General features: G+C 66.6%; 19 protein-coding genes. 6 read left to right on the top strand and 13 right to left on the bottom strand.

What is annotated here, in order from left to right:
• The first annotated feature begins 231 nt into the window (after positions 1 to 231).
• From ctaD to ACZYZ7_RS09720, 3 genes are all read left to right on the top strand, one after another.
• On the top strand, positions 232 to 1,962 hold the full coding sequence (gene ctaD, locus ACZYZ7_RS09730; protein WP_135452015.1) for an aa3-type cytochrome oxidase subunit I: 1,731 nt from the start codon (positions 232 to 234) through the stop codon (positions 1,960 to 1,962).
• Positions 1,963 to 2,209: 247 nt separating this feature from the next.
• A complete protein-coding gene (locus ACZYZ7_RS09725; RefSeq protein WP_286174609.1) occupies positions 2,210 to 3,022 on the top strand; it encodes an Abi-alpha family protein in 813 nt (270 codons plus the stop codon).
• A 4-nt stretch (positions 3,023 to 3,026) separates the two neighbouring features.
• Entirely contained in the window at positions 3,027 to 4,334 is a 1,308-nt protein-coding gene (locus tag ACZYZ7_RS09720; protein ID WP_450069358.1) for a DUF445 domain-containing protein, read from the top strand.
• On the opposite strand, the gene ACZYZ7_RS09715 is transcribed toward ACZYZ7_RS09720, so the two are convergent.
• The 6 genes from ACZYZ7_RS09715 to ACZYZ7_RS09690 all read right to left on the bottom strand — a co-directional run bounded on the left by ACZYZ7_RS09715 (position 4,331) and on the right by ACZYZ7_RS09690 (position 12,503).
• Positions 4,331 to 5,851: a PucR family transcriptional regulator gene (locus ACZYZ7_RS09715; protein WP_167857700.1), complete on the bottom strand. Its 1,521-nt coding sequence runs from the start codon at positions 5,849 to 5,851 to the stop codon at positions 4,331 to 4,333. The genes ACZYZ7_RS09720 and ACZYZ7_RS09715 overlap by 4 nt on opposite strands.
• A 69-nt stretch (positions 5,852 to 5,920) precedes the next feature.
• On the bottom strand, positions 5,921 to 7,363 hold the full coding sequence (locus tag ACZYZ7_RS09710; protein ID WP_450069359.1) for a purine-cytosine permease family protein: 1,443 nt from the start codon (positions 7,361 to 7,363) through the stop codon (positions 5,921 to 5,923).
• Positions 7,364 to 7,368: 5 nt separating this feature from the next.
• Positions 7,369 to 8,793: a purine-cytosine permease family protein gene (locus tag ACZYZ7_RS09705; protein WP_450069360.1), complete on the bottom strand. Its 1,425-nt coding sequence runs from the start codon at positions 8,791 to 8,793 to the stop codon at positions 7,369 to 7,371.
• 34 nt (positions 8,794 to 8,827) lie between these two features.
• Positions 8,828 to 9,220 (bottom strand): hypothetical protein, encoded by a 393-nt coding sequence (locus ACZYZ7_RS09700; protein ID WP_450069361.1) that lies wholly within the window; start codon positions 9,218 to 9,220, stop codon positions 8,828 to 8,830.
• Positions 9,221 to 9,228: 8 nt separating this feature from the next.
• Positions 9,229 to 10,854 carry a GMC family oxidoreductase gene (locus tag ACZYZ7_RS09695; RefSeq protein ID WP_135452004.1) on the bottom strand — a complete coding sequence of 542 codons (1,626 nt, stop codon included), beginning with the start codon at positions 10,852 to 10,854 and terminating at the stop codon, positions 9,229 to 9,231.
• Between the two features lie 146 nt (positions 10,855 to 11,000).
• Entirely contained in the window at positions 11,001 to 12,503 is a 1,503-nt protein-coding gene (locus ACZYZ7_RS09690) for a PucR family transcriptional regulator (protein ID WP_463740804.1), read from the bottom strand.
• A 184-nt stretch (positions 12,504 to 12,687) separates the two neighbouring features.
• On the opposite strand from ACZYZ7_RS09690, the gene ACZYZ7_RS09685 reads away from it, so the two are divergent.
• From ACZYZ7_RS09685 to ACZYZ7_RS09675, 3 genes are read left to right on the top strand one after another with little or no spacing between them, the layout of a single operon-like run.
• Complete coding sequence (locus tag ACZYZ7_RS09685) at positions 12,688 to 13,605, top strand: NAD-dependent epimerase/dehydratase family protein (RefSeq protein WP_463740803.1); 918 nt, start codon at positions 12,688 to 12,690, stop codon at positions 13,603 to 13,605.
• A gap of 26 nt (positions 13,606 to 13,631) precedes the next feature.
• Positions 13,632 to 14,432, top strand: coding sequence for an SDR family NAD(P)-dependent oxidoreductase (locus tag ACZYZ7_RS09680; RefSeq protein ID WP_286174606.1), 801 nt, complete (start codon positions 13,632 to 13,634; stop codon positions 14,430 to 14,432).
• Between the two features lie 18 nt (positions 14,433 to 14,450).
• Positions 14,451 to 15,236: a creatininase gene (locus ACZYZ7_RS09675; protein ID WP_450069365.1), complete on the top strand. Its 786-nt coding sequence runs from the start codon at positions 14,451 to 14,453 to the stop codon at positions 15,234 to 15,236.
• 514 nt (positions 15,237 to 15,750) lie between these two features.
• Here the strand turns inward: ACZYZ7_RS09675 and lpdA are convergent.
• From lpdA to gcvP, 7 genes are read right to left on the bottom strand one after another with little or no spacing between them, the layout of a single operon-like run.
• Positions 15,751 to 17,118, bottom strand: coding sequence for a dihydrolipoyl dehydrogenase (gene lpdA, locus ACZYZ7_RS09670; protein ID WP_135451996.1), 1,368 nt, complete (start codon positions 17,116 to 17,118; stop codon positions 15,751 to 15,753).
• Positions 17,115 to 18,056: a lipoyl synthase gene (gene lipA, locus ACZYZ7_RS09665; RefSeq protein ID WP_450069366.1), complete on the bottom strand. Its 942-nt coding sequence runs from the start codon at positions 18,054 to 18,056 to the stop codon at positions 17,115 to 17,117. Before lipA ends, lpdA begins: the two co-directional genes overlap by 4 nt.
• Before the next feature lie 4 nt (positions 18,057 to 18,060).
• Entirely contained in the window at positions 18,061 to 19,446 is a 1,386-nt protein-coding gene (locus ACZYZ7_RS09660) for an L-serine ammonia-lyase (RefSeq protein ID WP_135451992.1), read from the bottom strand.
• A 2-nt stretch (positions 19,447 to 19,448) separates the two neighbouring features.
• Positions 19,449 to 20,717 carry a serine hydroxymethyltransferase gene (glyA, locus tag ACZYZ7_RS09655; RefSeq protein ID WP_463740802.1) on the bottom strand — a complete coding sequence of 423 codons (1,269 nt, stop codon included), beginning with the start codon at positions 20,715 to 20,717 and terminating at the stop codon, positions 19,449 to 19,451.
• A 2-nt stretch (positions 20,718 to 20,719) separates the two neighbouring features.
• On the bottom strand, positions 20,720 to 21,118 hold the full coding sequence (gene gcvH / locus ACZYZ7_RS09650) for a glycine cleavage system protein GcvH (protein WP_463740801.1): 399 nt from the start codon (positions 21,116 to 21,118) through the stop codon (positions 20,720 to 20,722).
• 13 nt (positions 21,119 to 21,131) lie between these two features.
• On the bottom strand, positions 21,132 to 22,241 hold the full coding sequence (gene gcvT / locus ACZYZ7_RS09645; RefSeq protein ID WP_450069370.1) for a glycine cleavage system aminomethyltransferase GcvT: 1,110 nt from the start codon (positions 22,239 to 22,241) through the stop codon (positions 21,132 to 21,134).
• Entirely contained in the window at positions 22,238 to 25,111 is a 2,874-nt protein-coding gene (gene gcvP, locus ACZYZ7_RS09640; protein ID WP_463740800.1) for an aminomethyl-transferring glycine dehydrogenase, read from the bottom strand. The genes gcvT and gcvP overlap by 4 nt, the downstream gene beginning before the upstream one ends.
• Positions 25,112 to 25,136 lie beyond the last annotated feature (25 nt).

Here is a 25,136-nt window from a genome sequence, read left to right as displayed (position 1 = left end):
TCATCAAGCTGTCGGCGGGGCAGCGCCACTAGCCCAGACATGTGGGCGGACGTGAATCGGTGCTTCACACTCCACAGCGCCAGCCGGGGGCGGACTGCCCGCTGGTGCTGCGTCTGGCGCGCACCGGCGGCGACCGAGGAGGTTCGGTCAACTCAATTCGCTCGCCAGACTGTCCAACTACTATTTGAGGCGAGATTCGGGAACAACCGGGATGGGTTTTTGGAGGATCTCGTGACAGCCGAAGCGCCCTTACTGCATGGACTTGAGGCCCGCCGTCCGTTCCCGGCGCGCCAAGGCCCCAAGGGCAATCTGGTCTACAAGCTGTTGACTACCACCGATCACAAGTTGATCGGCATCATGTACTGCGTCGCCTGCTTCATCTTCTTCTTCATCGGCGGTCTGATGGCGCTGCTCATGCGCGCCGAGCTGGCGGCCCCCGGCTTGCAGTTCCTGTCCAATGAGCAGTACAACCAGCTCTTCACCATGCACGGCACGGCGATGCTGCTGTTCTACGCCACCCCGATCGTGTTCGGGTTCGCCAACCTGGTGCTGCCGCTGCAGATCGGTGCGCCCGACGTGGCGTTCCCGCGGCTGAACGCATTGTCGTTCTGGCTGTTCCTGTTGGGCGCGACGATCGCGCTCGCCGGGTTCATCACCCCGGGGGGCGCCGCCGACTTCGGCTGGACCGCCTACTCGCCGCTGACCGACGCGATCCACTCACCGGGCGCGGGCGGTGACCTGTGGATCCTGGGCCTGGCAGTCGGCGGCCTGGGCACCATCCTCGGTGGCGTCAACATGGTCACCACCGTGGTCTGCATGCGGGCGCCGGGCATGACGATGTTCCGGATGCCGATCTTCACCTGGAACATCCTGGTGACCTCCATCCTGGTGCTGATCGCATTCCCGATCCTGACCGCCGCGCTGTTCGGCCTCGCCGCCGACCGCCACCTGGGCGCACACGTCTACGACCCGTCCAACGGCGGCCCGATCCTGTGGCAGCACCTGTTCTGGTTCTTCGGCCACCCCGAGGTGTACATCATCGCGCTGCCGTTCTTCGGCATCGTGAGCGAGATCTTCCCGGTGTTCTCGCGTAAGCCGCTCTTCGGCTACACCACGCTGGTGTATGCGACGTTCAGCATCGCCGCCTTGTCGATGGCGGTGTGGGCTCACCACATGTTCGCCACCGGTGCCGTGCTGCTGCCGTTCTTCAGCTTCATGACGTTCCTGATCGCGGTGCCGACCGGTATCAAGTTCTTCAACTGGATCGGAACGATGTGGAAGGGTCAGTTGACGTTCGAGACGCCGATGCTGTTCTCGGTCGGCTTCCTGGTCACCTTCCTGCTGGGTGGCCTGTCCGGCGTGATGCTGGCCAGCCCGCCGATCGACTTCCATGTCACCGACTCGTATTTCGTCGTCGCGCACTTCCACTACGTGCTCTTCGGCACCATCGTGTTCGCCACCTACGCGGGCATCTACTTCTGGTTCCCGAAGATGACCGGACGTCTGCTCGATGAACGCCTGGGCAAGCTGCACTTCTGGCTGACCTTCATCGGCTTCCACACCACGTTCCTGGTGCAGCACTGGTTGGGCGCCGAGGGGATGCCGCGCCGCTACGCCGACTACCTGCCCAGCGACGGCTTCACCACGCTCAACGTGATCTCCACGATCGGATCGTTCATCCTGGGTGTCTCGGTCCTGCCGTTCGTGTGGAACGTGTTCAAGAGCTGGCGTTACGGCGAGCCGGTGACGGTCGATGACCCCTGGGGTTACGGCAACTCGCTGGAGTGGGCGACCTCTTGCCCGCCGCCGCGGCACAACTTCACCGAGCTGCCCCGGATCCGTTCGGAGCGACCGGCGTTCGAGCTGCATTACCCGCACATGGTCGAGCGGATGCGTTCCGAGGCCCACGTGGGCCGGGACCATCATCGGGTGAACGTCGAGGCCGAGCTCCATTTCAGCTGATGGGTCGAATCACCGACGAGTTCGATGACTTCCCACAGCGATTTCTTTTGGGGATGGGTGTGGTGCTGCCGGGCAGGTGCTTCTCGCGGGTCATCGCCGCTGTACTCGCCCCCGCCCCGACCGGGTACCGTGCCCCATAATCAAATGCCGCCGGCAGCCCGACAACGTCGTGACATCCGGCGCGGACCTTCGCCCCCACGGGCGCAAGCAGCCACTCGAGGGGGATCGACCGGCGATGTCAGACGAGATGACGACGACCCAACCGAACGTGCCCGAGGACAAGCCTGCGAAGCACGGCTACCAGCGCCGGGCTTTCAGATGGGCCACCCCGGTCGGCGACATCGCCATTGCCATCCGCACCCCGCGCAACCCCCGCCCGCTCGTGCCGAAGCGCTACGACCCCTTCGGAATCGCCGATCGCGCGCTCGATGCCGCGAAGACCAGCATGAAGCTGGCCGCCTGGGGTGAGGAACAGCTGGCCACCCTGGTGAAGAACCGGCTGGAGGCCATCGATTCGGCAGCGACTTCCAGGCCGGTGACGATCGCCACGCCCGAGGAACCGACGTCGGAATCGCTCAACAACAAGATGGACCGGTTGCTGGACCGCGCCCTGGACCAGAGCACCACCGGCAGCCAGGTCGAGCTCTACCACCGCCTGCTCGACCAGTTGGTCGCCGACGAAGCACGGATCATCGGCGCATTGTCGGAGGGCGCGGCTTCGCCGCTGGTCAACGTCTATACCTGGACCCGGGCCCGGACCCCGGGGCAGGCCGTTCTGGAGAACGCCTGCCTGATCGGTCGCACCGCCAATGTGGCGTTGCCCGCCATGGTCCCGCAGTACGTCGGCCATCTGCTGTCACTGGGGCTGGTTGAGACCGGTCCAGAGGATCCGTCGCAGAAAGCGGAGTACGAGGTGCTCATGGCGGAGCCCATGGTGTTGCGGGCGATCAAGAGTGCGTCGCGCGGTCCCCTCACGGCCCGGGTGGACAAGCTGACCCTCACGCTGTCAGGCCTGGGTCGCGGCCTGTGGGAGGCCGCGGTGCAACGGGACGGTTCGTAACCGCATGAGCGGCAGCGAGACATTTCTCGCGATCCAGACCTGGCAGGAGATCAAGGCAGATTTCGGCGTCAATTGGCTGATTTATCTGTCCATGCCGTTCGTCGCCGCCTTCGTCGGGTGGAGCACCAAGATCGTCGCGCTGGAGATGCTGTACCGGCCGATGGAGTTCAAGGGCATCGGCCTGTTCGGTTGGCAGGGCATCGTGCCTCGCCGCGCGGGCAAGGTCGGGTCCAAGACCATCGAGCTGCTCACCCAGAACCTTCTGAAACCCGAAGAGCTGCTGGAGAAGGTCGACGCCAGAGAGGCCGTCGACACCTTGCGCGAGCCGCTGACCCAGGCAGTCGACGAGATTTCCCGCGACATCGCCGAGCAGATCCGCCCCGGGCTGTGGGATTCGCTGCCTGATGCAGCGCGTAAGGCGATCATGGCGCGCGTCCACGAACAGACGCCGAAGATCGTGGAGAAGATGCTCAACGAGATGCGGTCGGACCTGAACCGGTTCGTCGACATCCAGTACCTGGCGGTCACGACGCTGGTCCGGAACAAGGACAAGCTCAACAAGCTGATGCGCGGGCTCGGCGACAACGCGATGGCCTTCGTCCGTCGCAGCGGAATCTATTTCGGGCTCGCGATCGGCGTGGTCCAGATGGTCGCGTGGGCGCTGTTCCAGAATCCGTGGATCATGCCGGCCTTCGGCTTCGGCGTCGGCCTCATCAGTGACTACATCGCGCTCAACATGTTGTTCCGGCCCGTGCGGCCGACGAAGTACCTCGGCTTCATCCCGTTCCAGGGGTTGCTGCACGCCGAGCGCGACAAGATCACCGCGGACTACGCGCGGATCCTCGCCGAGGACTTGTTCTCACCCGAGATCCTGTTCGACGGCGTGCTACGCGGCCCGGGCTCCGACAAGCTGTTCGCGCTGGTGGGCAAGGAGGTCGAAGCAGCCATCGATGCGCAGACCGGCATCGCGACCCCGCTGGTCAAGTTCGCCGTCGGCACGCAGCGCTACAACGCCTTCAAGGACAACATGGTGAAGATGGTGCTCGAACGGCTCCCCACCACGATGGTCGAGGCCCAGGACTACGCCATGCATGCGCTGGACCTGGAGAAGACCATCATCGACAAGATGGGGCAGCTCACCAACGAGGAGTACGAGTCGATCCTGCGGCCGGTCTTCAAGGACGACGAACCGACCATGATCGCCGTCGGCGCAATCCTCGGCGGCGTCGTCGGCGAAATCCAGGTGCAGGTCATCGAGCACTTCGGCAATGACCCCGAGGCCATCGCGCTGCGCACCCTTCTGCATCACTAGCGATCGCCGGCCGGACCACTGCCGCCGGCCAGCAGGTCGCGGGACTGCAGAGCCAGCCAGAGTTGGGCGATGTCCGCGGTATCGGACAAGCGGGCGCCGGTGAGCTCCTCGACCTTGTGCACGCGGTAGAGCACGGTCTGCCGATGGACATTCATCGCGGCCGCCGTACGCTGCCACGACCGCTGGTTGGCCAGGAACGCCTCCAGCGTCTCGACCAGGCCGGTCCGGTGCTGGGCGTCATGCTCGATCACCGGACCGAGCCAGCGTTCCACCATCGCCCGGGCGTCCTCGACACCGCCCATGCCCACCCACGATGTAGCGGTGCCGTAGCGAACGACGGGATCCCCGGTCCGCTGCGCGGTACCCAGCGCCCACGTCGCCTCGCGGGCGGATTCGGCCGAACGGGCCACGGTCTTGATCACCCGGCCCGCACCGACCCTGGCCGTCGGCCCGAGTGAGGCGGCGATCGCCTCGACCGCATCATCGGATGCCGGTACCACGGCATGGGCGACTCCCGACCGGAACGCCGACACATGGGGAATCCGGCGGCGCCACAACGCCACGTGCAGATCCCGCAACCGCCGTTCGTCATCGCACGTGACCGAGACGAACATCGATGTCGCCGGGTCCAGCCCCGAGGACACCAGCTGACGACGCCCGACCCGTTGATCCATCCGCCCGTCGATGAGCTGCGCGGTGAGCTCGGCACCCGAGCGCCGGGCGTGTTCGAGCGCGAGGTGGGTCTGGGACAACTCCAGCGCGACGACGGTCGCGGCGTGCTGTATCAGCACACCGTCGAGCGCGGCACCGCCTTCGCGGATGACGGCCAGCACCGCGTCGTCGTGCGTGGGCACCTCCCCGACCAGAACCTCGGCCCCGCCGTCGGTGAGGACCGATCGTGCCCCGGCGGCCAGTGTGCCCTGCGACGCCGTCCGCACAGTCTCTTTCACGTCGTCCGACGGGTGCGGGCCGTCAGGGTGATAAGCGTCTCCGGTGACCCGGTCGCACACGTACACCGCGCATTTCAGTTCCTTCGTCAGGGCGTCGGCGATGCGTGATCGCCCCGCATCGCCTGTGGTGGAGTGGCGCAGCGCGTCATAGATGCGTGCCGTCTGCATCAGCCGCTGGGACTGCTCGAGCAGGGTGGCCTCGGCGACGGCGCGCGAGATCGCCACGAACGGCATCGGATAACGAATCCACAGCACCGGTAACTCGAGACGCTCGCTGGCGCGGGTGAACCGCTGGGTCAGTCGCGGGCAGAACATGTCCTCGCCGATGGCCAGTCCGCTGGCCCCCACGCGATGGAGTTCCTCGAGCAGATTCTCCTGGTCGTCCGCTGCTGCCGGGAACGACATGCCGTTGGTCATGAGCAGTTCCCCGGCGCTGACCCACTGCCACGGCTCGGGCAGATCCGACGTGTGGGTCCAGGTCACCTGTCGATCCAGTCCGGACTTGCCGGAATGCAGTCGCAGCTGCAGGTGCGGCATGTCCAGCAATTCGCGCACCGTGATACTCACATGCCAACCGTATCGACTCGACGACACATCGGGTAGCGCCATCAGCCAGATCCGAACAGCCCGACCCGATTACGGATTGCCCACCAGGGCTGCATCCCTGGCCTTGCGATGGGCCTGCGGCCCGAATACCGCGTACAGCGTGGCGGCCACGCTACCGCCGGCCAGCCAGGACAGATCCAGTCCGCCCAGCGCGCGGGCTCCGAAGCCCTGCATGACGCCTGTGGTCCCGTACATGAACATCCAGGTGGACACGATGCCGGCCGCGAAACACCCCATCGTCACCCAGTTCACATCGGGCAACCGCGGTGACCCGATCGGGTCGAACAGTCGCTGCGAATCGAGACGGCCCTTCTCGATGAAGAAGTAGTGCACCAGCATGATGCCGGCCCAGCTCGCCACCCACGCCACGATGGAGGCCAGCCAGGTGTCGAGCACGGCGGCAAGGCTGGACTGGAAGATGAAGAAGACGATGGCAAACAGAGCCAACACACCGACGAACACGTTCAGCTTCCGTCGGTGCACCTTGATATCGAGGGCCTGAGCGGATACGGAGAACGAGTAGATGTTGAGGATGTTCGTCGCGATCGGACCATGAATCACCAAGAACAGCACCGGTATCGCCAAGGCACCGTAATTCTCCACGATCAGCTTGCCCGGATCGACCGAACCATTCGTCGTCGCCAGACTCGCCCCCAGTACGCCGAGCCAGACCACCGGGATGAACTGGCCCAGCACGCTGGCCAGATACAACCGACGCTTCGGCACCGTGGTGCTGACGAACCGCGAGTAGTCACACGCGTAGGCGAACCAGGTGATTCCCCAACCAATTCCGATCACCGTCATCACCGCGGACATGGCTGCGACGCGTTCGCCGCCGTGCAGCACGTGGCCGGCGGGCCCGGCGTACGACGAGTCGATCGGTAGGTGAACCCACGCCACCACCGACATCAGCACCAGCACCGCCAGGGTCGGTGGAACCGTCCACCGCTCGAACCTGGCGATGGTCCGATAGCCGAACCAGGCGATGGTCACCTGGATGGTCATGACCGCCGCGGCGACCAGGATCTTGGCCGTGATGTTCGGCGCGTCCGGATCGACCAAACCGAGGCGGCCCAGCAGCGCCATCACCAGATCCAGCACGATCCAGGTGTTGACCGCACACCAGCCCACGGCAAGCGCCGCCTGGATGGCGGCCGGCACATAGGCGCCACGTCGGCCGAATGCGGCCCGGGACAACACCATCCCCGTGACACCGGCCTGTTGGCCCATCACCACGAACACGCCGAACAGCGCCATCCCGACGACGTTCCCGGCGATCAGGACGATCAGTGTGTCACGCAACCCAAGGCCGAGCCCGATGCCGAGCGCGCCCAGCACCCAGTTGATGGGCGCGATATTGGCACCGGCCCAGATCCAGAACTGCCCTGAAACTCGTTTGGTGCGGACCGATTCGGGGATCGGTTGGAGAATCTCTTCGAACTCGTGGATATCGGCCTGCGTGGTGGTTGTCACGGTGATCAGCGTGCGCTCTCGGTCGCGAGCGCAGGCTGCAACTCTTCGACTTGGCGTGCCTGCCACAGCTTGATCAGACCGAGGTAGATGAAGAACGTCGCAACCGTCCCCACGATCCACGCCGTATCGATGCCACCGATCTTGCTGGCAACCACGCCCTGATAGAACGCCGTTGACATGAACGGGATTTGGACGACGAAGCCGAGGAAGTAGCTGAGCACGGCCGGGACATTGAAGGCACCGTAGCCACTCTTCGGATCGCTGAACGAGGCCGGGTCGTAATGCCCCTTCTTCACCACGTAGTAGTCGATCAGGTTGACGATGCTCCACGGGATCAGCAGATAGATCAGGATGCTGATGAAGTTGGAGTACTGGACGAGGAAGTCATCGGAAAATCCGATGGCGGCGACGAAGACCACTACCGCGATCGCTGTCGCGGTGATGTTCCTGGCCGAGGACTTCGGCGACCACTTCAGCTTGAAGGCCTGGATGCAGGTGAGCGTGCACAGCGATGACCCGTACATGTTGATGACGCCGGCATCGATCGCTCCGAAGAAGAACACGAGCATCACGAAGACGAACAGGGGGCCGGGCATGATGCGCGACAGACTGGCCAGTTGGGCATCGGAGCCAAGGCCCGCAACGAGGAGCGCACCGACGATCATCGCTCCGGCGGCACCGAGGAGCGTGCCGAAGTACGTGTACCAGAACGCGGAACGGGGGGTGGTGGAGGACGGCAGATAGCGTGAGTAGTCCGAGACATATGGCGCGTATGAAAGCTGCCAGATCCCGGCAACCGATGCCATGCCCAGGAAGCCGGTCCAGTTGAAGGCGCCACCGCCGCCGCCACCGATGTCGCCGACACCGCCGTGCGCCGCGGCGACTGCGGTGTAGCCGAGGGTGAACAGCAGGGCGAGACCCGAGAGCCAGACCATCACCCGGTTCATCCGGAGGATGAGCTGATAGCCGACGACTACGGTGACCAGGGTGAGTCCGGTGCTGACGGCAAGCGCCACAACGGCATTCAGCGATGGGAACACCGCGATCAGGGTCTGCTGCGCCAGTATCATCAGGGAGACGATCCAGCCGACGTACGCAAGAATGACGACGACGATCACCAGCAGCGACCCGTACATCCCGAACTGGGCACGCGCCTGAATCATCTGCGGCACACCGAGGCCCGACCCCTGGACCGAGTGCAGCGCCATGAACACCGCACCCACGACGCTGCCGAGTAGGATCGCGATGATCGTGGATGTCACGTCCAGCTTGAAGATCGTCGGCCCCAGCAGGCCCGTGACCACGGCCAGCGGGATGATCTGGACCGTAAACCAGAACGAGAAAAGGTGCCGCACCTTTCCGGTGCGCTGCGATTCCGGCACCGGCTGGATGGTCAGATACTCGACCCTCGGGGCACTGTCATGCGACATGAAACACGTCCTTGTCTGGTGGGTATCGGCCGGATCAGCGGATCGCGAAGCCGCGGTCGACGACGCTCTCGAGCATGTCCACATAGGTGTCCATGTCGTCGCGCGCCGGCCGTGGTGCGGCGTCGTAGGGCATGGCAGCTTTCACTGCCGGGCTGAGGAAGTAGGCCCCCGCAGCCAGGACGGTCAGCGCTTCGAACTGGTCCGGCTGCTCGGCGGACAGGCTGTCCAGCGCAGCTTCGGGATCCTTGCCTGCGCTGGAGTCCAGCGCCTCGGTGAGCGCGCCGACGAGGTCGGGCCGGTAACCCAGGACCTGGTCGAGCAGGGCGCCGGACACCTCGGCAGTGGTGGCCGACGGCATGGTGTCGCTTGCGGGGATGAGGGTCTCGGCCAGAGTGGCAAACACCTGGCGCTGTTCGGAATTGAGCATGACGGTCCTCAGAATGCAGTCGGGATGCTGGAGCGGGTCTCGGCCAGATGCCGCATGGACCGCAGGGCGACCGCCATGATGGTGGCGGTGGGATTCATACCGGTCGACGTGACCATGGTGCTGCCGTCCACGATGAACAGGTTCGGGACGTCATGTGTGCGGCACCATTCGTCGACGACGGAGGTGGCCGGGTCGGTGCCCATCTTCGTGGTGCCCAGCAAGTGCCAGGCACTGTGCCGAACCACCGGAACCGGGTGCACGTCAACGGCTCCGGCGGCCTCGTGTGCCTCGACGGCCCGCGCGACGTTGAACTCGAGCATGCGCTGGCAGTTCTCGCCGATCTCGTAGTGGATCTTGGCCGCGGGGATGCCGTCGGAGTCGGTGACGTCGGGATCCAGTGTCACGGTGTTGGATTCGTCGGGCAGGTCCTCGGTGGTGATGCCCCATTCGGTGTAGCGACCGAAGGTGCTCGCCAGCCGCGGATGGAAGTTGGCGCCGAAGCCGTCGCGCCAGTTGTCGCCGGGCTCCCACAACGTCTGGGCCAGCGGGCCACCGGTCGGCATCAGGTTCCACTTCGCACCGCGCACGAATCCGCGGTCGGTGTCGGTCTCGTAGAACTGCAGGGACTGAATGGCCTGGCCGGCCGGGCCGAGCCAGGTCTCCATGTCTTCGTCGTATGCGCCGTAGACCGAGGCGTAGGGGTGCGTCATCAGCCGCTTGCCGACCAGGCCCGACGAATTGGCCAGGCCGCCCTCGGCCGAGTTCAGCAGCAGCCGGGGCGTGCCGATGCCGTTGGCCGCCACCACCGTCACCCGCGCGGCCTGATGCTGCAGCATTCCGTCGCGGTCGATGTACTCGGCACCGGTGGCCAGTCCGCGGTCGTTCGTGGTGATTCGGCTGACCCGGGCTCCGGTGACCAGCTGCACCCCGAGCTTGATCGCGTCACGCCAGTGGGTGATGTCGGTACTGGCCTTGGCGCCGACGGGGCAGCCGGATTCGCAGGCGCCGTAGCGCATGCAGGCTTCCTGGTTCTTGTACTTGCGCGAGGCGATGGCGTTCGGCGCGGGCCACCAGTGCCAGCCCAGCTTGTTCATTCCCTTGGCCGCGACGAGGCCGTACTTGCCGATCGGCAGCGGGGGCAGCGGGAAGGTGTGCGGGTCCGGATAGGCCGGGTCGCCTTCCAGTCCGGACGCCCCGATGTGGTGGGTGACCTCGTCCAAGAACGGCCGCAGATCCTCGTAGGTGAACGGCCAGTCCTCGGCGACGCCGTCGAGGGTCTTGACCCGGAAGTCTGACGGCATGGGGCGCACCCAGTGTCCGGAGAACATGATGGTGCTGCCGCCCACACCGTTGAACATCAACGGTTCGACGGGGCTCTCAGTGCTGTCGATCGGATAGTCGGCGGAATTCTGCCGCACGTTGGGGCTGGCATTCCACTGCTTGAGGCGGGTGAGCTCCCACTCCGGCTTGCCGGCGGTGAAGTCGTCGGGCAGGTTCCAGTCGCCCTGCTCAAGGCAGACGACCTTGAGTCCGTGGCGGGCCAGTTCGAGGGCCGCCACCCCGCCGGAGGCTCCGGCCCCCACGATCAGGACGTCGGGTTCGTCATGGATTTCTCGGGTGTTCACTCGTCGCACTCCAGGTCAGATGGGCTGCTGTGCGAATAATGATGCGTGCGTCACACCTTGGAGGGCGAGAATTGATCCGCACAAAGTGCAGGACCCGCCTTGTGCAAGCGCACAAACACTGTCAACGCCCTGTCAGTTTGGGCTGATCAGCCGCCTCAACGGGACATGTGCTGTAACCGGCGGGCCGCAATGGCGACCGCCAGGGTGGTCAACTGCCCGGGTTCGTCGAGGTCGACCTCGAGCAGCCGGGCCACCTGGTCGAGCCGGTAGTAGAGGGACTGCCTGCGGATGTGCAGGCGTTTGGCGGCCTCCGCCTTGCTACCCGCGCACGCGATCAGCACTTCCAGGGTGCGGACCAGCTCGCTCCCCTTGGCTCCGTCGCTGCGTTCCAGCGCGCCGATCTGGTCGTCGACGAATTGGCGCATGGCATCGGCGTCACCGTGGTGGGCCAACAGCCGCTCCAGCACGAGTGCCTGCACGCCGATCACCGGGCCGGCCTCCCTCAGCCCCTGACCGAGCCGCAGCGTCTCACGCGCCTCCACCATGGCCCTGGGCAGCAGGTCGATCTCGCCCACCACACGACTAGCTGTGGCGCACAGACGGTTTCGTGGAAGTCGGGCAACGCGCGCGGCCTCGCGCACGGCATCGAGGACTTCGGTCGACGGCACCCCGGCGGGCATGGCCAACACGCCGCACAACAGACCGTCGACGAGGCCGAAGATGCCGTGGCCGACCTGACCCATCAGGGCATCCGCCACCGAGGCAACCGATTCGACGCGCTCCGGGTCGATCGCGACGCATACGTAGCGTTGGCCCGTCGTCGCGATGCCCGCCGCGCGCAGCCGCGATTCCAGCGCGCTGTGTTCGACGGGTTGATTCGCCACCAGCTGATCGAGCACCAGCTGCTGCGCCCGGAGCGTGCCCGCGATGCCCGTCTGCTCCCGCATCAGGCACAGCCCCAGCACCGTGGGCGCACGGTCGAGCACGGCGGCGCAGAGCAGTTCGGGTACGCCCTGCGGATCCACCGACAGCCGGCCCCAAGCCGTTCCGTCGACCATGACCGGCACCTCGGAGCGCTCGGCACCGGCGCCGTCGCCGGCACTGGACTCGACCATGACGCGTCCCGCATAGTCGCTCAGCCGGGCCGACGTCCCGAGCATCGAGGCGACCTGATCGATCAGTTCATTCAGGGTCGCGCCCCGGGCCAGCGCTTCCGACAGCGCCCGCGACGTCTCGTCGGCGTAGCGCAACCGCGAGACCGAACGATTGATCAGCTCACTGTTGACCGCCTCGGCCACCTCGGTGAACCGAAGGGTCGGCGCCAGCTCGACCACCGTGAACCCCAGCGGCAGCGCCTCCTCGACCATCTCCGGCGGTACTTGCGCGAATGTCCTTCCGACCTCGAAGAACAGCCCGGCCACGCCTCGCTCGGCCAATCGCCGGACGTACAGCCGGCGACCGGCCTCGCCCACATCGATGAGGCCGACGCCGTTGGTCAACAGCACTTCATCGCCGCGCAGCAGGCCCGCGATGTCGTAGAGGTCGGTGGAATGAACCCAGCGCACGGGGTGATCGAGGTTGTCGCCACCGCTGAGCACGGCGGGGCTCGCCGACTGCAACGACGGGTGCGCCAGCACGTCTCTCACGGTCAAGGACATACGACAGTATGACCCACGGCACCCTCTAAACGTATGACGATACGTCTGTTGTCGCGGGACAAGCAGCGGGGCATTCTGGTCCACACAGGACCACTGAACATGCGTGCCGGCCAAACCAGCACCAACTGATCCGACCAAATATGTTGCAGCACAATCTAATTACCACCAATAGAGGAAGATTGCCATGACCACACTCGTCACCGGCGGCCGCGGCTTCGTCGGCCGTCACCTGGTGGACCAACTGCTCGCCGGCGGCGAACGCGTCATCATGTACAACCGGGACTACTCCGTCGACCCCCGCGACGGAGTAGTGCCGGTGCTTGGCGAACTGTTCGACATCCCGCGCCTGACCGAAACCCTCCGCGCCTACGAGGTGGACCGCATCATCCACACCGCCGGGCAGAGCCATCCGGCGATCTCGATCGAACTACCGGTCACCACCTTCGCCGCCAATGCCGACGGCACGCTTGCGGTGTACGAAGCAGCCCGGATGACCGGCGTCCGTCGCATCGTGTTCTTCTCCTCGGAGTGCGCCCTGGGCAACATCACCGAGGCCGGCCCGGTCACCGAAGACGTCAAGCCGGCCCCCACCACCGTCTACGGCGTGACCAAGGTGGCGGGCGAGTTGCTGGGCAGCACGTACAACTCGCTCTACGACATGGAAATCGTGTCGCTGCGCATCACCGAGGTGTACGGGCCGGGCCTGTGGATGCCCAGCCTGCTCGGCGACATGATCCGGGCCGGACTGCGCGGCGAGACCTTCGCCCTCGAATCCGGTGGTGATCACGGGTTCCAGTTCGTCTACGTCGACGACGTCGCCACCGCCGCCCGGCTGGCGTCCACCACCGCCAACCTGACCCAGCAGGCCTACTTCGTCTCGGGCGGCGACCGCAAGACCGTCTTCGAAACCGCCGACCTGCTGAAGAAGTTCCTGCCCGATGCCCGGTTCGAGATCGGCCCGGGCTACCTGCCCGACTGGGACCGCCAGGTCCAGTTCGATCTGGGCCGGTCGGAGCGCGACCTCGGCTACGTGCCGGCCTGGACGCTGGAGAAGGGCCTGGAGAAGCAGATCGAGTGGATCCGGGCGACCGAGAAGCTGTGACGGACCGAGACGAAAAGGACACGCACATGGGTGAGATGACAGGCCGCATTGCCCTGGTGAGCGGAGCCTCCTCAGGCATCGGGCTGGCCACCGCCGCCACCCTGGCCCGCGAAGGTGCCGACGTGGCGGTGCTGGCCCGGCCGCAGGACGATTTGTCCGAGGCCGTCCGGCTCGTCGAAGGACACGGCAGGCGCGCCCTGCCGGTCAGCGTCGACGTGCGGGATTCGGCCGCGGTGCGCGCGGCGTTCGACCGGGTCGAGGCCGAGTTGGGTCCCATCGACGCCGTGCTCAACAACGCCGGAATATCCCGCGTCGCGCCGCTTGTCGAGACCACCGACGAGGCCCTCGACGATCTGATGTCGATCAACGTGGCCGGGTCGTTCTACGTGCTGCGCGAGGCGGCCCGCGTCATGCAGCCCCGGGGCGCCGGCGCCATCGTCAACACCGGCTCCGAACTCGCGCTCATGGGCCAGCCCGGTTTCGTCGCCTACACCGCGACCAAGGGCGCGATCGTGGCGATGACCCGCAGTGCCGCGGCGGAACTGGCGTCCTGGGGCATCCGGGTCAACTCCGTGTGTCCCGGCACCACCCGCACTCCGCTGCTCATGGTCGAGTTCGAGGACAGCGCCGACGCCGAGGCCGAGATCGCCGAGATCGAGTCCAGCGTCGCAGTCGGACGGTTCGGTGAACCGCAGGAGATCGCCGAGGCCGTGGTGTTCCTGCTGTCCGACCGCGCCAGCTACGCCGTCGGCACCCACCTCGTCGTCGACGGCGGACGCTCGAGCTGCATTCCCGCCGGCAACATCGGCGTCTCCCACAACAACTGACCTACAAGGAGTTTGACTATGGCTGAGCAGAAGCCCCGGATGTACCGGGACATGACGTGGTCGGAGATCGCCGAGGCGGCCCGCGCCGACATCCCGGTCGCCATCCCGATCGGCTCGACCGAACAGCACGGCCACCATCTGCCGGTCTGCACCGACTGGCTCATCCCCGAGAAGCTGCTGGAGGAGGCCAGCCGTCGCACCGACCTGGTCGTCGGGCAGTTCGTTCCGTTCGGCTACCGCAGCCGTCCGGGTAGCGGTGGCGGACAACATATCCCGGGCACCCTGTCGCTGCGCGCCACCACCTACATCGCATTGCTCGAGGACATCCTCAGTGAGCTGAAGCGGGCCGGGTTCCGCAACATCGTGCTGTACAACTGGCATTACGAGAACAGCGGCTTCATCTACGAGCCGGCGTTCCTGATCTCCGAGAAGCACCCGGAACTGAAGATTCTGGTGATGGAGGACGCCAACCCCGATTTCACCGTGGACCGCCAGCAGGCCATCTGGCCCGAAGGCTTCCCCGGTCTGGCGCTTGAGCATGCCGCCGTCATCGAGACCTCGCTGCTGCTGCACCACGCACCGCACCTGGTGCGGACCGAGCACATCAAGGCCGACGCACCTGAGCGGGTCGTCAACCACGATGTGCTGCCGATCGACACCCGGATGTCCACGGCCAGTGGTGTTCTGTCGTCTCCCGAGGCGGCCACCGCCGACAAGGGCAAGATGCTCACCGAGTGGATGGTCGACCGGTTGGTGGCGATCTTGGATGAGGAGTTCGGGGGCCGCCGCGGCGGTGCCGCGTAGATCCTGTGGCGGCGGTGCCGCGTAGATCCTGTGGCGGCGGTGCCGCGTAGGTCCTGTGTAATGGCGCGCCGCGCGAAATGTGTCGCGGCGCGCCATTCACATTTGTCCCAGTAGTCACCGCTGAGCAACGGGGTGTCGTTGTGCCCGCCTATGCGCGACTTTTCAGCGACAATCGCCCCATACCTATCGTGGGCACCGTCCGTCACGTCGGCGTTCACTACTCACACCACTGACACCTCATCAGCCACGTATGCAACGGATTTCGAGTTGCCCGACTACTAGCGACAGAGTCGCTGATAGCCGGGCACTGGACTGGTGAGGTTGACGAGACCGGTGGAGCTGGTGCGTCAGAAGTGGTCAGCGACAATGCGTTTGATGAGGCTGATGTTGCCCATCTGGCGATTGTCGCTGGATTGTCGCTAACAGGCGGGCAGATCGGATAAGGCTTCGACGGCCGTGGCTGCCGGGGCGGATGTGACTCGCCGCCCGCCGGCCGCCACGGCCGTCAGCATCCTCAGCCGTGCAGGTGAAGCGGCGCGCCGGACACAGCCATCAGCGCCTCTCCCAATGCCTCGTTCTGTGTGGGGTGGGCGTGCACGAATCGAGCGGCCTCGTCGGCCTTGACGCCCAGGTTGTACAGCATCTGGGCCTCGCCGATCAGCTCCGAGACCCCGTGGCCGATCATGTGTACGCCCGCAACCGCACCGGCCGGATCGACGACGAGCTTGATCGCGCCGGACGCCTTGAGGATCTGGCTGCGCCCGTTGCCGGCCAGGTCGTAGGTGACTGTTTCCACGCCGTCGCCGTAGCGTTCCCGCGCCGCCTCCTCGGTGAGCCCCACCGAGGCGATCTCAGGGTTGCAGTACGTGACCCGTGGGATACCGAGGTCCGCGACGGGCTGAGGGTTGCGGCCGGCGATCTGCTCGGCGACGAAGATGCCCTGCTGAAATGCCCTGTGCGCCAACTGGAGTCCACCGACGATGTCGCCGATCGCGTAGACGCTCGGCACGCTGGTACGCAGCGCGTCATCCGTCACCACGAACCCACCGTCGAGGGTCACTCCGGCCTCGTCGAGCCCGAGATCGGCGGTACGCGGGGCCCGGCCGACGGCAACCAGCAGCACATCAGCGGACAACTCGTCGCCGGATTCCAGGGTCACTCGCACGTCGCCGTGATCGGTGGCGACCGCGGTGACGCGGGCTCCGGTCTTGGCGGTGATGCGGCGACGACGGAACAGCCGCTCCAGATAGGTGGAAATGGCGGCGTCCTCGTTGGGCACCAGCCGTGGCAGTGCTTCGACGATGGTCACCTTGGTGCCGAACGAAGCCCAGAGACTGGCGAATTCGACGCCGATCACGCCGCCGCCGAGGATGATCGCCGATTCGGGGATGGTCTCCAGTTCCAGGGCCTGATCGCTGGTGAGCACCCGCTCGGAGGGCGCGATGAGACCGGGGAGCTTCGGCGCCGATCCGGTGGCCAGCACGATCGATTTGCCGGTGATGGTGGTGCCGTCGACCTCGACGGTGGTGGGCCCGGTCAGCCGGCCGCGGCCGTTGACGACGGTGATGCCCAGGGCGTCGATCAGCCCGGACAGGCCCTTGTGCAGCCGTGACACCACGGTGTTCTTGAAGCCGTGCAGCTTCTCCGGGTCGATGCTGTCGAAGGTCGCGTTGACCCCGAATTGTGCTGCGGTGCGCGCGCTGTCGGCGACCTCGGCCGCATGCAGCAGGGCCTTGGTGGGGATGCATCCGCGGTGCAGGCAGGTTCCGCCGACCTGGGCCTCGTCGATCAAGATGACCGACAAGCCGAGCTGGGTCGCGCGGATCGCGGCCGCGTACCCGCCAGGGCCGCCGCCGAGGATGACGATATCTGCTGTGCTCACGAGACGCTCCTTGAAAGTTCGATGGCGGTACGGGCCTGGGTGTAGAGCCACCCCGCTCGGTAGGACGAACGCACCAGCGGGCCGGACATCACTCCGAGGAAACCGATCTCGCGGGCGATGCCGTCGAGTTCGGTGAATTCATCTGGGGTGACCCAGCGTTCGATGGGGTGGTGCCGCGGTGTGGGCCGCAGGTACTGGGTGATGGTGACCAGTTGGCAGCCGGCAGCGTGCAGATCCCGCAGGGCAGCCACGATCTCCTCGGTGGTCTCCCCCATGCCGAGGATCAGGTTCGACTTGGTGATCAGGTCTTGACTGCGGGCCCGCTCGATCACTGCGAGCGAGCGTTCATAGTCGAAGCCCGGCCGGATCCGGCGGAAGATACGCGGCACGGTTTCCAGATTGTGCGCGAGCACTTCCGGTGCCGCATCGAAGACTTCGTCGAGTTGTTCGGGAGTGCCGGTGAAATCCGGGATGAGCAGTTCGACGCCGGTGCCCGGGCAGGCCGCGTGGATCTGCCGCACGGTCTCCGCGTACAACCAGGCGCCGCCGTCGGGCAGGTCGTCGCGCGCCACCCCGGTGACGGTGGCGTAGCGCAGCTGCATGTCGGCCACGGATTCGGCCACGCGCCGCGGTTCATCCCGGTCCAGCGGCTCGGGGCGGCCGGTGGCGATCTGACAGAAGTCGCAGCGCCGGGTGCACTGGTCGCCGCCGATCAGGAAGGTTGCCTCCCGGGCTTCCCAGCATTCGAAGATGTTGGGACAGCCCGCTTCCTGACACACGGTGTGCAGGTCGTTGCGCTGCACCAGGGCGGCCAGCTCCCGGTATTCCGGGCCGGTCCGCAGCTGGGTCTTCATCCAGGCCGGTTTGCGTTCGACCGGGGTCTGCGCGTTGCGGACCTCAAGTCGCAGGAGCCGGCGGCCTTCTGGGGTGACGGTCATTTCCTCAGCATTCGACGATGTTGACAGCGACGTTGACAGCCAGCCCACCCATGGATGTCTCCTTGTACTTGGAGCTCATGTCCATTCCGGTGGCACGCATGGTCTCGATGACCTGGTCCAGGCTCACCCGGTGGGTGCCGTCGCCGCGCAGCGCCATGCGGGCCGCGTTGATCGCCTTACCCGCCGAGATGGCATTTCGTTCGATGCACGGGATCTGCACCAGGCCACCGATCGGATCGCACGTGAGGCCGAGGCTGTGTTCCATGGCGATCTCGGCGGCGTTCTCCACCTGTTGCGGTGTGCCACCCAGGATTTCGGCCAGTCCTCCGGCAGCCATCGACGCCGCCGAGCCCACCTCACCCTGACAACCGACCTCGGCACCCGAGATCGAGGCCCGCTCCTTGTACAGCGATCCGATGGCCCCGGCGGTCAGCAGGAAGCGGACGGTGGTGTCGTCCGGGTCGGCGATTCCGGCCGGGGTGTAGCGCAACGCGTAGTGCAGAACCGCCGGGATGATCCCGGCCGCACCGTTGGTGGGCGCCGTCACGATCCGTCCGCCCGACGCGTTCTCCTCGTTGACGGCCAGCGCCACGAGGTTCACCCAGTCCTCGGCGAAAGCCGGGTCACGCTGCGGGTCTTCGGCATTGAGCCGCACGAACCAGTCCCTGGCGCGCCGCCGGACCTGCAGGTTGCCGGGCAGATAGCCGTCGCGGGCCATCCCGTTGGCCTGGCACGCGACCATCACGTCGCGGATGTGCAGGAGGCGTTCCCGCACGTCGGCTTCGCTTCGGTTCACGCATTCCTGCCGCATCATCGCCTGGCTCACCGACAGCCCGTCCCGTTCGGTCAGGGCCAGCAACTCCGCGGCCGAACGGAAGGAACCGGTGGCGTCTGCTCCCGCCCCTTCCCGCTGGGCCGGCGCGCTTTCAGTGACGACGAAACCGCCACCGACCGAGAAGTACGTCTCGCGGTACGCGACGTCACCACCGGCCGAAAACGCCGTCAGCGTCATGGCATTCGGGTGCTGGGCGAGCTGCCGGCCCGGCTCCAGATGCATATCGGATTCGGTCAGCGCGATGACGATCCGGCCGGCGAACAGGATCTTCCCGTCGGCGCGAATGGTCGCCAGCCGCCGTTCCATCTCGTCGGTCTCGATCGTCTCGGGCCGATAGCCCTCGAGACCCAACAGGATGGCGGGCATCGTGCCGTGCCCGGCACCGGTCGCTGCCAGCGAGCCGAACAGATCCACCCTGACCTCGGCGACACGATCGACCATGTCGCGCCCGGCAAGTTCGTCGACGAACATGCCGGCCGCCCGCATCGGGCCGACGGTGTGTGAGCTCGACGGGCCGATCCCCACCGAGAACAGGTCGAACACGCTGACCGGCATGGCTACAGCTCCGGGTACAGCGGGAACTGCTCGGCCAGCGTACGAACCTGCGCCGCAAGCTGTTCGGTGTCGGCATCGGCCTCGGCGATCAGCGCGGCGGCGATGACGTCGGCGACGCGCGCGAAGTCCTCGTCACCGAACCCGCGAGCGGCCAGCGCCGGGGTGCCGATGCGCAGCCCGGAGGTGACCATCGGCGGCCGGGGATCGAAGGGCACCGCGTTGCGGTTCACGGTGATGCCGACGGCGTCGAGCCGGTCCTCGGCTTGCTGCCCGTCGATCGCGGCGTTACGCAGATCCACCAGCACCAGGTGCACGTCGGTGCCGCCGGTGAGGACTGTGATTCCCGCTTCCTTCACGTCGGGCCGGCTCAGCCGCTCCGCCAGGATCCGCGCACCGCGCAGGACCCGCTGTTGGCGTTCGGCGAACTCCGGCTGGGCAGCCATCTTGAATCCGACCGCCTTGGCCGCGATGACGTGCTCCAGCGGTCCGCCCTGTTGGCCGGGGAACACCGCGGAGTTGATCTTCTTGGCGATGTCGGCCTCGTTGGTGAGGATGACGCCGCCCCGGGGCCCGCCCAGAGTCTTGTGCGTCGTGGAGGTCACGACGTGGGCGTGCGGCACCGGCGACGGGTGCAGACCGGCGGCGACGAGGCCCGCGAAGTGAGCCATGTCGACCATCAGGTAGGCACCGACCTCGTCGGCGATCTCACGGAACCGGGCGAAATCCAGCTGCCGCGGGTAGGCCGACCATCCGGCGATGATCAGCTGCGGCTTGTGCTCGCGCGCCGCCTCGGCAACGGCATCCATGTCGATGAGGAAGTCCTCCTTGGACACCCCGTACGCGGCGACTTTGTACAGCTTGCCGGAGAAGTTCAGCCGCATGCCGTGGGTCAGGTGCCCACCGCAGTCCAAGGACAGGCCGAGAATCGTGTCGCCCGGCTTGATCAGCGCGTGCATGACCGCGGCGTTGGCCTGGGCACCCGAATGTGGTTGCACATTGGCGAATTCCGCCCCGAACAACGACTTCACCCGGTCGATGGCGAGCCGTTCGACCACGTCGATGTGTTCGCAGCCGCCGTAGTAGCGCCGGCCGGGATACCCTTCGGCGTACTTGTTGGTCAGCACCGAGCCCTGGGCCTGCATGACCGCGAGCGGTGCATGGTTCTCCGAGGCGATCATCTCCAGGCCCAACCGCTGCCGGTGCAGTTCGTCGCCGATCGCCGAGTAGATCTCGGGATCGAAGTCGGCCAGGCGTTCGTCGAGGATGCTCATGGCTAGGCCTCGCTCTTCTCGGTGTACTCGGCCGCCGTCAACAGGTTTCCCGCCTCGGTCGCCTGGACCTCGAACAGCCAGCCCGATCCGTACGGATCAGAGGTGACCAGGGCGGGATCGTCGACGGCTGCGGTGTTGACTGCCGTGACGGTGCCGCTCACGGGCGGATACAGCTCGGACACGGTCTTGGTGGATTCCACCTCACCGCAGCTTTCGCCCGCGGTGATGGTCGACCCGACCTCGGGCAGGTCGAGGAACACCAGGTCACCGAGCGCAGCGGCGGCGACCGAGGTGATGCCGACCTTGACCGGGGTGTCCGGCAGTGCGGCACCGGGGGCGATCAGCACCCATTCGTGTTCCTCGGTGTAGCTACGGTCATCGGGGATTGTCTGATTCGTCATGTCGGGGGTCCTTTCAGCTGCGGCGGTAGAACGGGGCGGGGGTGACTTCGAACTGCTCTTTGTTGCCGCGGATGTCGACCTGCAGCACGGTTCCGGGTTCGGCCAGACCCGTGTCGAGGTAGGCCAGTGCGATCGGGTAACCAAGGGTCGGCGACAACGCGCCTGACGTCACCATTCCCACCGCGGCCCCGTCGTTCTCGACGGTGTAACCGGCCCGGGCCGCGCGACGGGTTGCGCCCTTCAGCCCGACCAGGACGCGCGAGACCGGCTGCTCGGAAAGTCCTTGCAGCGCCTCACGTCCGATGAACTCCTTACCCAGGCGGACCACCTTGCCGAGGCCGGCCGCATACGGGTTGAGCTCGCGGGTGAGCTCGTGTCCGTAGAGCGCCATCCCGGCCTCGAGCCGCAGGGTGTCGCGGCAAGCCAGACCCGCAGGCAGCCCGCCGACCTCGCTGGTGGCGGCCAGCAGGGACCGCCACAACGCCACGGCCTGCGCGTTGGGCACGTAGAGCTCGAAGCCGTCCTCGCCGGTGTAGCCGGTACGCGCCAACAGCACATCGATGCCGCCGACCTGTGCCGCGGTCACCGCGTAGTACTTGAGGTGCGCGACCAGTTCCAGCTGCTCGTCCGGCACCAGTGAGCTCACGATGCCTTCCGCTGCGGGCCCCTGAACTGCGATCAGTGCGGTACTGGTGGACTGGTCGTCGACGTCGGCGTCGAATTGTGCCGCGCGTCCGGCCAATTCGCGTGCCACGGTCGGGGCGTTCGCGGCGTTGGCGACCACCAGGAAGCGGTCGTCGCCGAGCCGGTACACCACCAGATCGTCGATCACCCCGCCGTCGGCGTCGCACATGAGCGAGTACTTGGCCCGGCCGATAACGATCTTGGACGCCTCGCCGACCAGCGCGAAGTCCAGCGCCTCGGCGGCCTGGGGTCCGGTGACGGAGATTTCGCCCATGTGGGACAGGTCGAACAGCCCGGCAGTCTCACGGACCGCCTTGTGCTCGGCCAGTTCACTGCCGTACTTCAGCGGCATTGCCCACCCGGCGAAGTCGGTGAATGCGGCGCCCAGCCCCCGATGTTCGTCGAGCAGCGGGGAAGCCGGGGTGTTGTTGTCGGTCATGCAAAAACCTCCTGAAGGCTCTCGGCGATGTCGGTCTGGAACGCCTCGGGTGCAGGGCACGAGCAGGCGAGATTGCGGTCGCCGTGCACGCCGTCGATGCGGCGAACCGGTGGCCAGTACTTGTTGAGCCGCAGGGAGGCAACGGGATACGCCGCGTACTGCCTGCTGTAGGGCAGGCCCCACTCGGCGTCGGTGACCTGTTCTGCGGTGTGCGGGGCCTGCCGCAGCGGGCTGTCCTCGAGCGCCCACTCCCCCGAGCCGACGCGGCTGATCTCGTCGTGGATGCTGATCATCGCCGCGATGAACCGGTCCAGTTCGGCCAGGTCCTCGGATTCGGTGGGCTCCACCATGAGCGTTCCGCTGACGGGGAAGGACAGTGTCGGAGCGTGGAAACCGTAGTCGATCAACCGCTTTGCGACGTCCTCCGCGGTCACTCCGGTGCGCTTGGTGATCTCCCGGAGGTCGAGGATGCACTCGTGCGCGACCAACCCGGTCTCCCCGGTGTAGAGCACCGGGTAATGCCCGGTCAACGACTTCGCGAGGTAGTTGGCGCCCAGCACCGCGGCCTTGGTGGCCGCGGTCAATCCGTCCGGACCCATCAGCGCCAGGTAGGCCCAGGTGATCGGCAGAATGCCGGCCGAACCGTAGTTGGCCGCCGAAACCGGCGCCGGGCCGTCCTGCAGCGGGTCGCCGGGCAGGAACGGTGCCAGGTGGGCGCGGACCGCGACGGGCCCGACGCCCGGGCCACCGCCACCGTGCGGGATGCAGAACGTCTTGTGCAGGTTGAGATGTGAGACGTCGCCGCCGAACTCGCCCGGTTTGGCCAGCCCCACCAGTGCGTTCAGGTTGGCGCCGTCGACGTAGACCTGCCCGCCGGCGCGGTGGACGAGATCACACACGGTGCGGACATCGGTTTCGTACACACCGTGGGTGGACGGGTAGGTGAGCATGATCGCCGCGACCTGTCCGTCGTGGCCGGCCAGCTTGGCCTCCAGGTCATCGTGGTCGATGTTGCCGTTGGCGGCCGTCTTCACCACGACCACCCGCATCCCGGCCAGGACCGCCGAGGCCGCATTGGTGCCGTGTGCGGACTGCGGGATGAGGCAGACGTCGCGGTGGTCCTCGCCGCGCGACCGGTGGTAGCCGTTGATCGCCAGCAGGCCGGCGAGCTCACCCTGAGATCCGGCGTTGGGCTGCAACGAAACCCGGTCGTAGCCGGTGATCTCGGCCAGCCAGGTTTCCAGGTTGCCGATCAGCTCGACGTAACCCGCGGTCTGCTCGGCCGGCGCGTACGGGTGGATACCGGCGAACCCGGGCCAGCTGATCGGCTCCATCTCGGCAGCGGCGTTGAGCTTCATGGTGCAGGATCCGAGCGGAATCATGGTGCGGTCCAGTGCCAGATCCCGGTCCGAGAGCTCCCGCAGGAAACGCAGCATCGCCGTTTCCGACCGGTGCGAATGAAACACGGGGTGCTGCAGGTACTCCGAGGTGCGCAGCAGGTCGGCGGGCAGCGCGAACAGATGATCGGCGGCTGCCGGCGATGCACCGAACACGTCGAGCACGCGCCCGACGACCTCGTCGGTGGTGCACTCGTCGCAGGAGATGCCGACGTGGTCGGCGTCGACCAGCCGCAGGTTGATACCGACCCGGTCGGCCGCCGCCACGATCTCGTGAGCGGTGCCCGGGGCACGCACCAGCACGGTGTCGAAGAACCCGTCGTGGACGATCTCGCGACCGGCGGCCCGCAGGCCGTCGGCCAGCGCGGCGGCGTGCTGGTGGACGCGGGTTGCGATGGCGCGCAACCCTTCCGGTCCGTGGTAGGCGGCATACATGGCGGCGACGTTGGCCAGCAATGCCTGCGCGGTGCAGATGTTGCTGGTCGCCTTGTCGCGGCGGATGTGCTGCTCACGGGTCTGCAGTGCCAGCCGGTAGGCGGGCTTGCCGTCGACATCGACCGATACGCCGACCAGGCGGCCGGGCAGCATGCGCTCCAAACCGGACCGCACCGCCATGTACCCGGCGTGGGGACCGCCGAAGAACAGCGGCACGCCGAATCGCTGAGCCGAGCCGACCGCGATGTCCGCGCCCTGCTCGCCGGGGGCCGTGATCAGGGTCAGCGACAGCAGGTCGGCGGCGACCGTGGTGAGCATGCCGCGTTCGCCCGCCGCGGCGATGAGCGGGGCGAGGTCACGGACCAGTCCGCTCGCACCCGGGGATTGGAAGACCACACCGAAGGCGTCACCGTCCGGCAGCGCCTCGGTCAGATCGGCGACCACGACCTCGATGCCGACGGCCTCGGCCCGCCCGCGCACCACCGCGAGCGTCTGCGGCAGGCAATCTGCGTCCAGAACCACACGGTTGGACGACACGGACTTGTTGGCCCGCCGCATCAACAGCATCGCCTCCACCACCGCGGTGGCCTCATCCAGCAGCGATGCACCGGCCACCGGCAACGCGGTGAGGTCTTCGATCAACGTCTGGAAGGTGAGCAGCGCCTGCAGTCGGCCCTGCGAGATCTCCGGCTGGTACGGCGTGTAGGCGGTGTACCAGGCAGGCGACTCGAGCATGTTGCGGCGCAGGACAGCGGGAGTGATGGTGTCGGAATACCCCAGACCGATCATCTGAATCCGCTGTTGATTGCGGTCGGCCAGCTCGCGCAGCGCCGCGAGCACCTGCTGTTCGGACCGCGCGGCGGGCAGCCGCAAGTCTTCGGGGCAGCGGATCTGCTGCGGCACCGCGCTGTCGATCAACTCATCGGTGGTTGCGAACCCGAGAACATCCAGCATGTGCCGCTCGCCCACACGGTCGGGGCCGATGTGTCGGTCGCGAAAAGAGTTGTCGTCGTTGACAATTGCGGTGCACTCAGGCATGAGGTGACTCCGGTTTCGGGCATCG

It is taken from the genome of Mycobacterium sp. IDUB_17, assembly GCF_055419465.1.
This window is presented reverse-complemented; position numbering and strand designations above follow the sequence as displayed.

Coding starts and splice junctions, on each gene's coding strand:
- gcvH (WP_463740801.1), bottom strand. CDS start 21,118: ATGACGAATCAGACAATCCCCGATGACCGTAGCTACACCGAGGAACAC.
- ACZYZ7_RS09690 (WP_463740804.1), bottom strand. CDS start 12,503: ATGTCCTTGACCGTGAGAGACGTGCTGGCGCACCCGTCGTTGCAGTCG.
- ACZYZ7_RS09720 (WP_450069358.1), top strand. CDS start 3,027: ATGAGCGGCAGCGAGACATTTCTCGCGATCCAGACCTGGCAGGAGATC.
- ACZYZ7_RS09685 (WP_463740803.1), top strand. CDS start 12,688: ATGACCACACTCGTCACCGGCGGCCGCGGCTTCGTCGGCCGTCACCTG.
- ACZYZ7_RS09700 (WP_450069361.1), bottom strand. CDS start 9,220: ATGCTCAATTCCGAACAGCGCCAGGTGTTTGCCACTCTGGCCGAGACC.
- ACZYZ7_RS09705 (WP_450069360.1), bottom strand. CDS start 8,793: ATGTCGCATGACAGTGCCCCGAGGGTCGAGTATCTGACCATCCAGCCG.
- ACZYZ7_RS09725 (WP_286174609.1), top strand. CDS start 2,210: ATGACGACGACCCAACCGAACGTGCCCGAGGACAAGCCTGCGAAGCAC.
- gcvT (WP_450069370.1), bottom strand. CDS start 22,241: ATGACCGACAACAACACCCCGGCTTCCCCGCTGCTCGACGAACATCGG.
- ACZYZ7_RS09660 (WP_135451992.1), bottom strand. CDS start 19,446: ATGCCGGTCAGCGTGTTCGACCTGTTCTCGGTGGGGATCGGCCCGTCG.
- lipA (WP_450069366.1), bottom strand. CDS start 18,056: ATGACCGTCACCCCAGAAGGCCGCCGGCTCCTGCGACTTGAGGTCCGC.
- ACZYZ7_RS09680 (WP_286174606.1), top strand. CDS start 13,632: ATGGGTGAGATGACAGGCCGCATTGCCCTGGTGAGCGGAGCCTCCTCA.
- ACZYZ7_RS09675 (WP_450069365.1), top strand. CDS start 14,451: ATGGCTGAGCAGAAGCCCCGGATGTACCGGGACATGACGTGGTCGGAG.
- gcvP (WP_463740800.1), bottom strand. CDS start 25,111: ATGCCTGAGTGCACCGCAATTGTCAACGACGACAACTCTTTTCGCGAC.
- glyA (WP_463740802.1), bottom strand. CDS start 20,717: ATGAGCATCCTCGACGAACGCCTGGCCGACTTCGATCCCGAGATCTAC.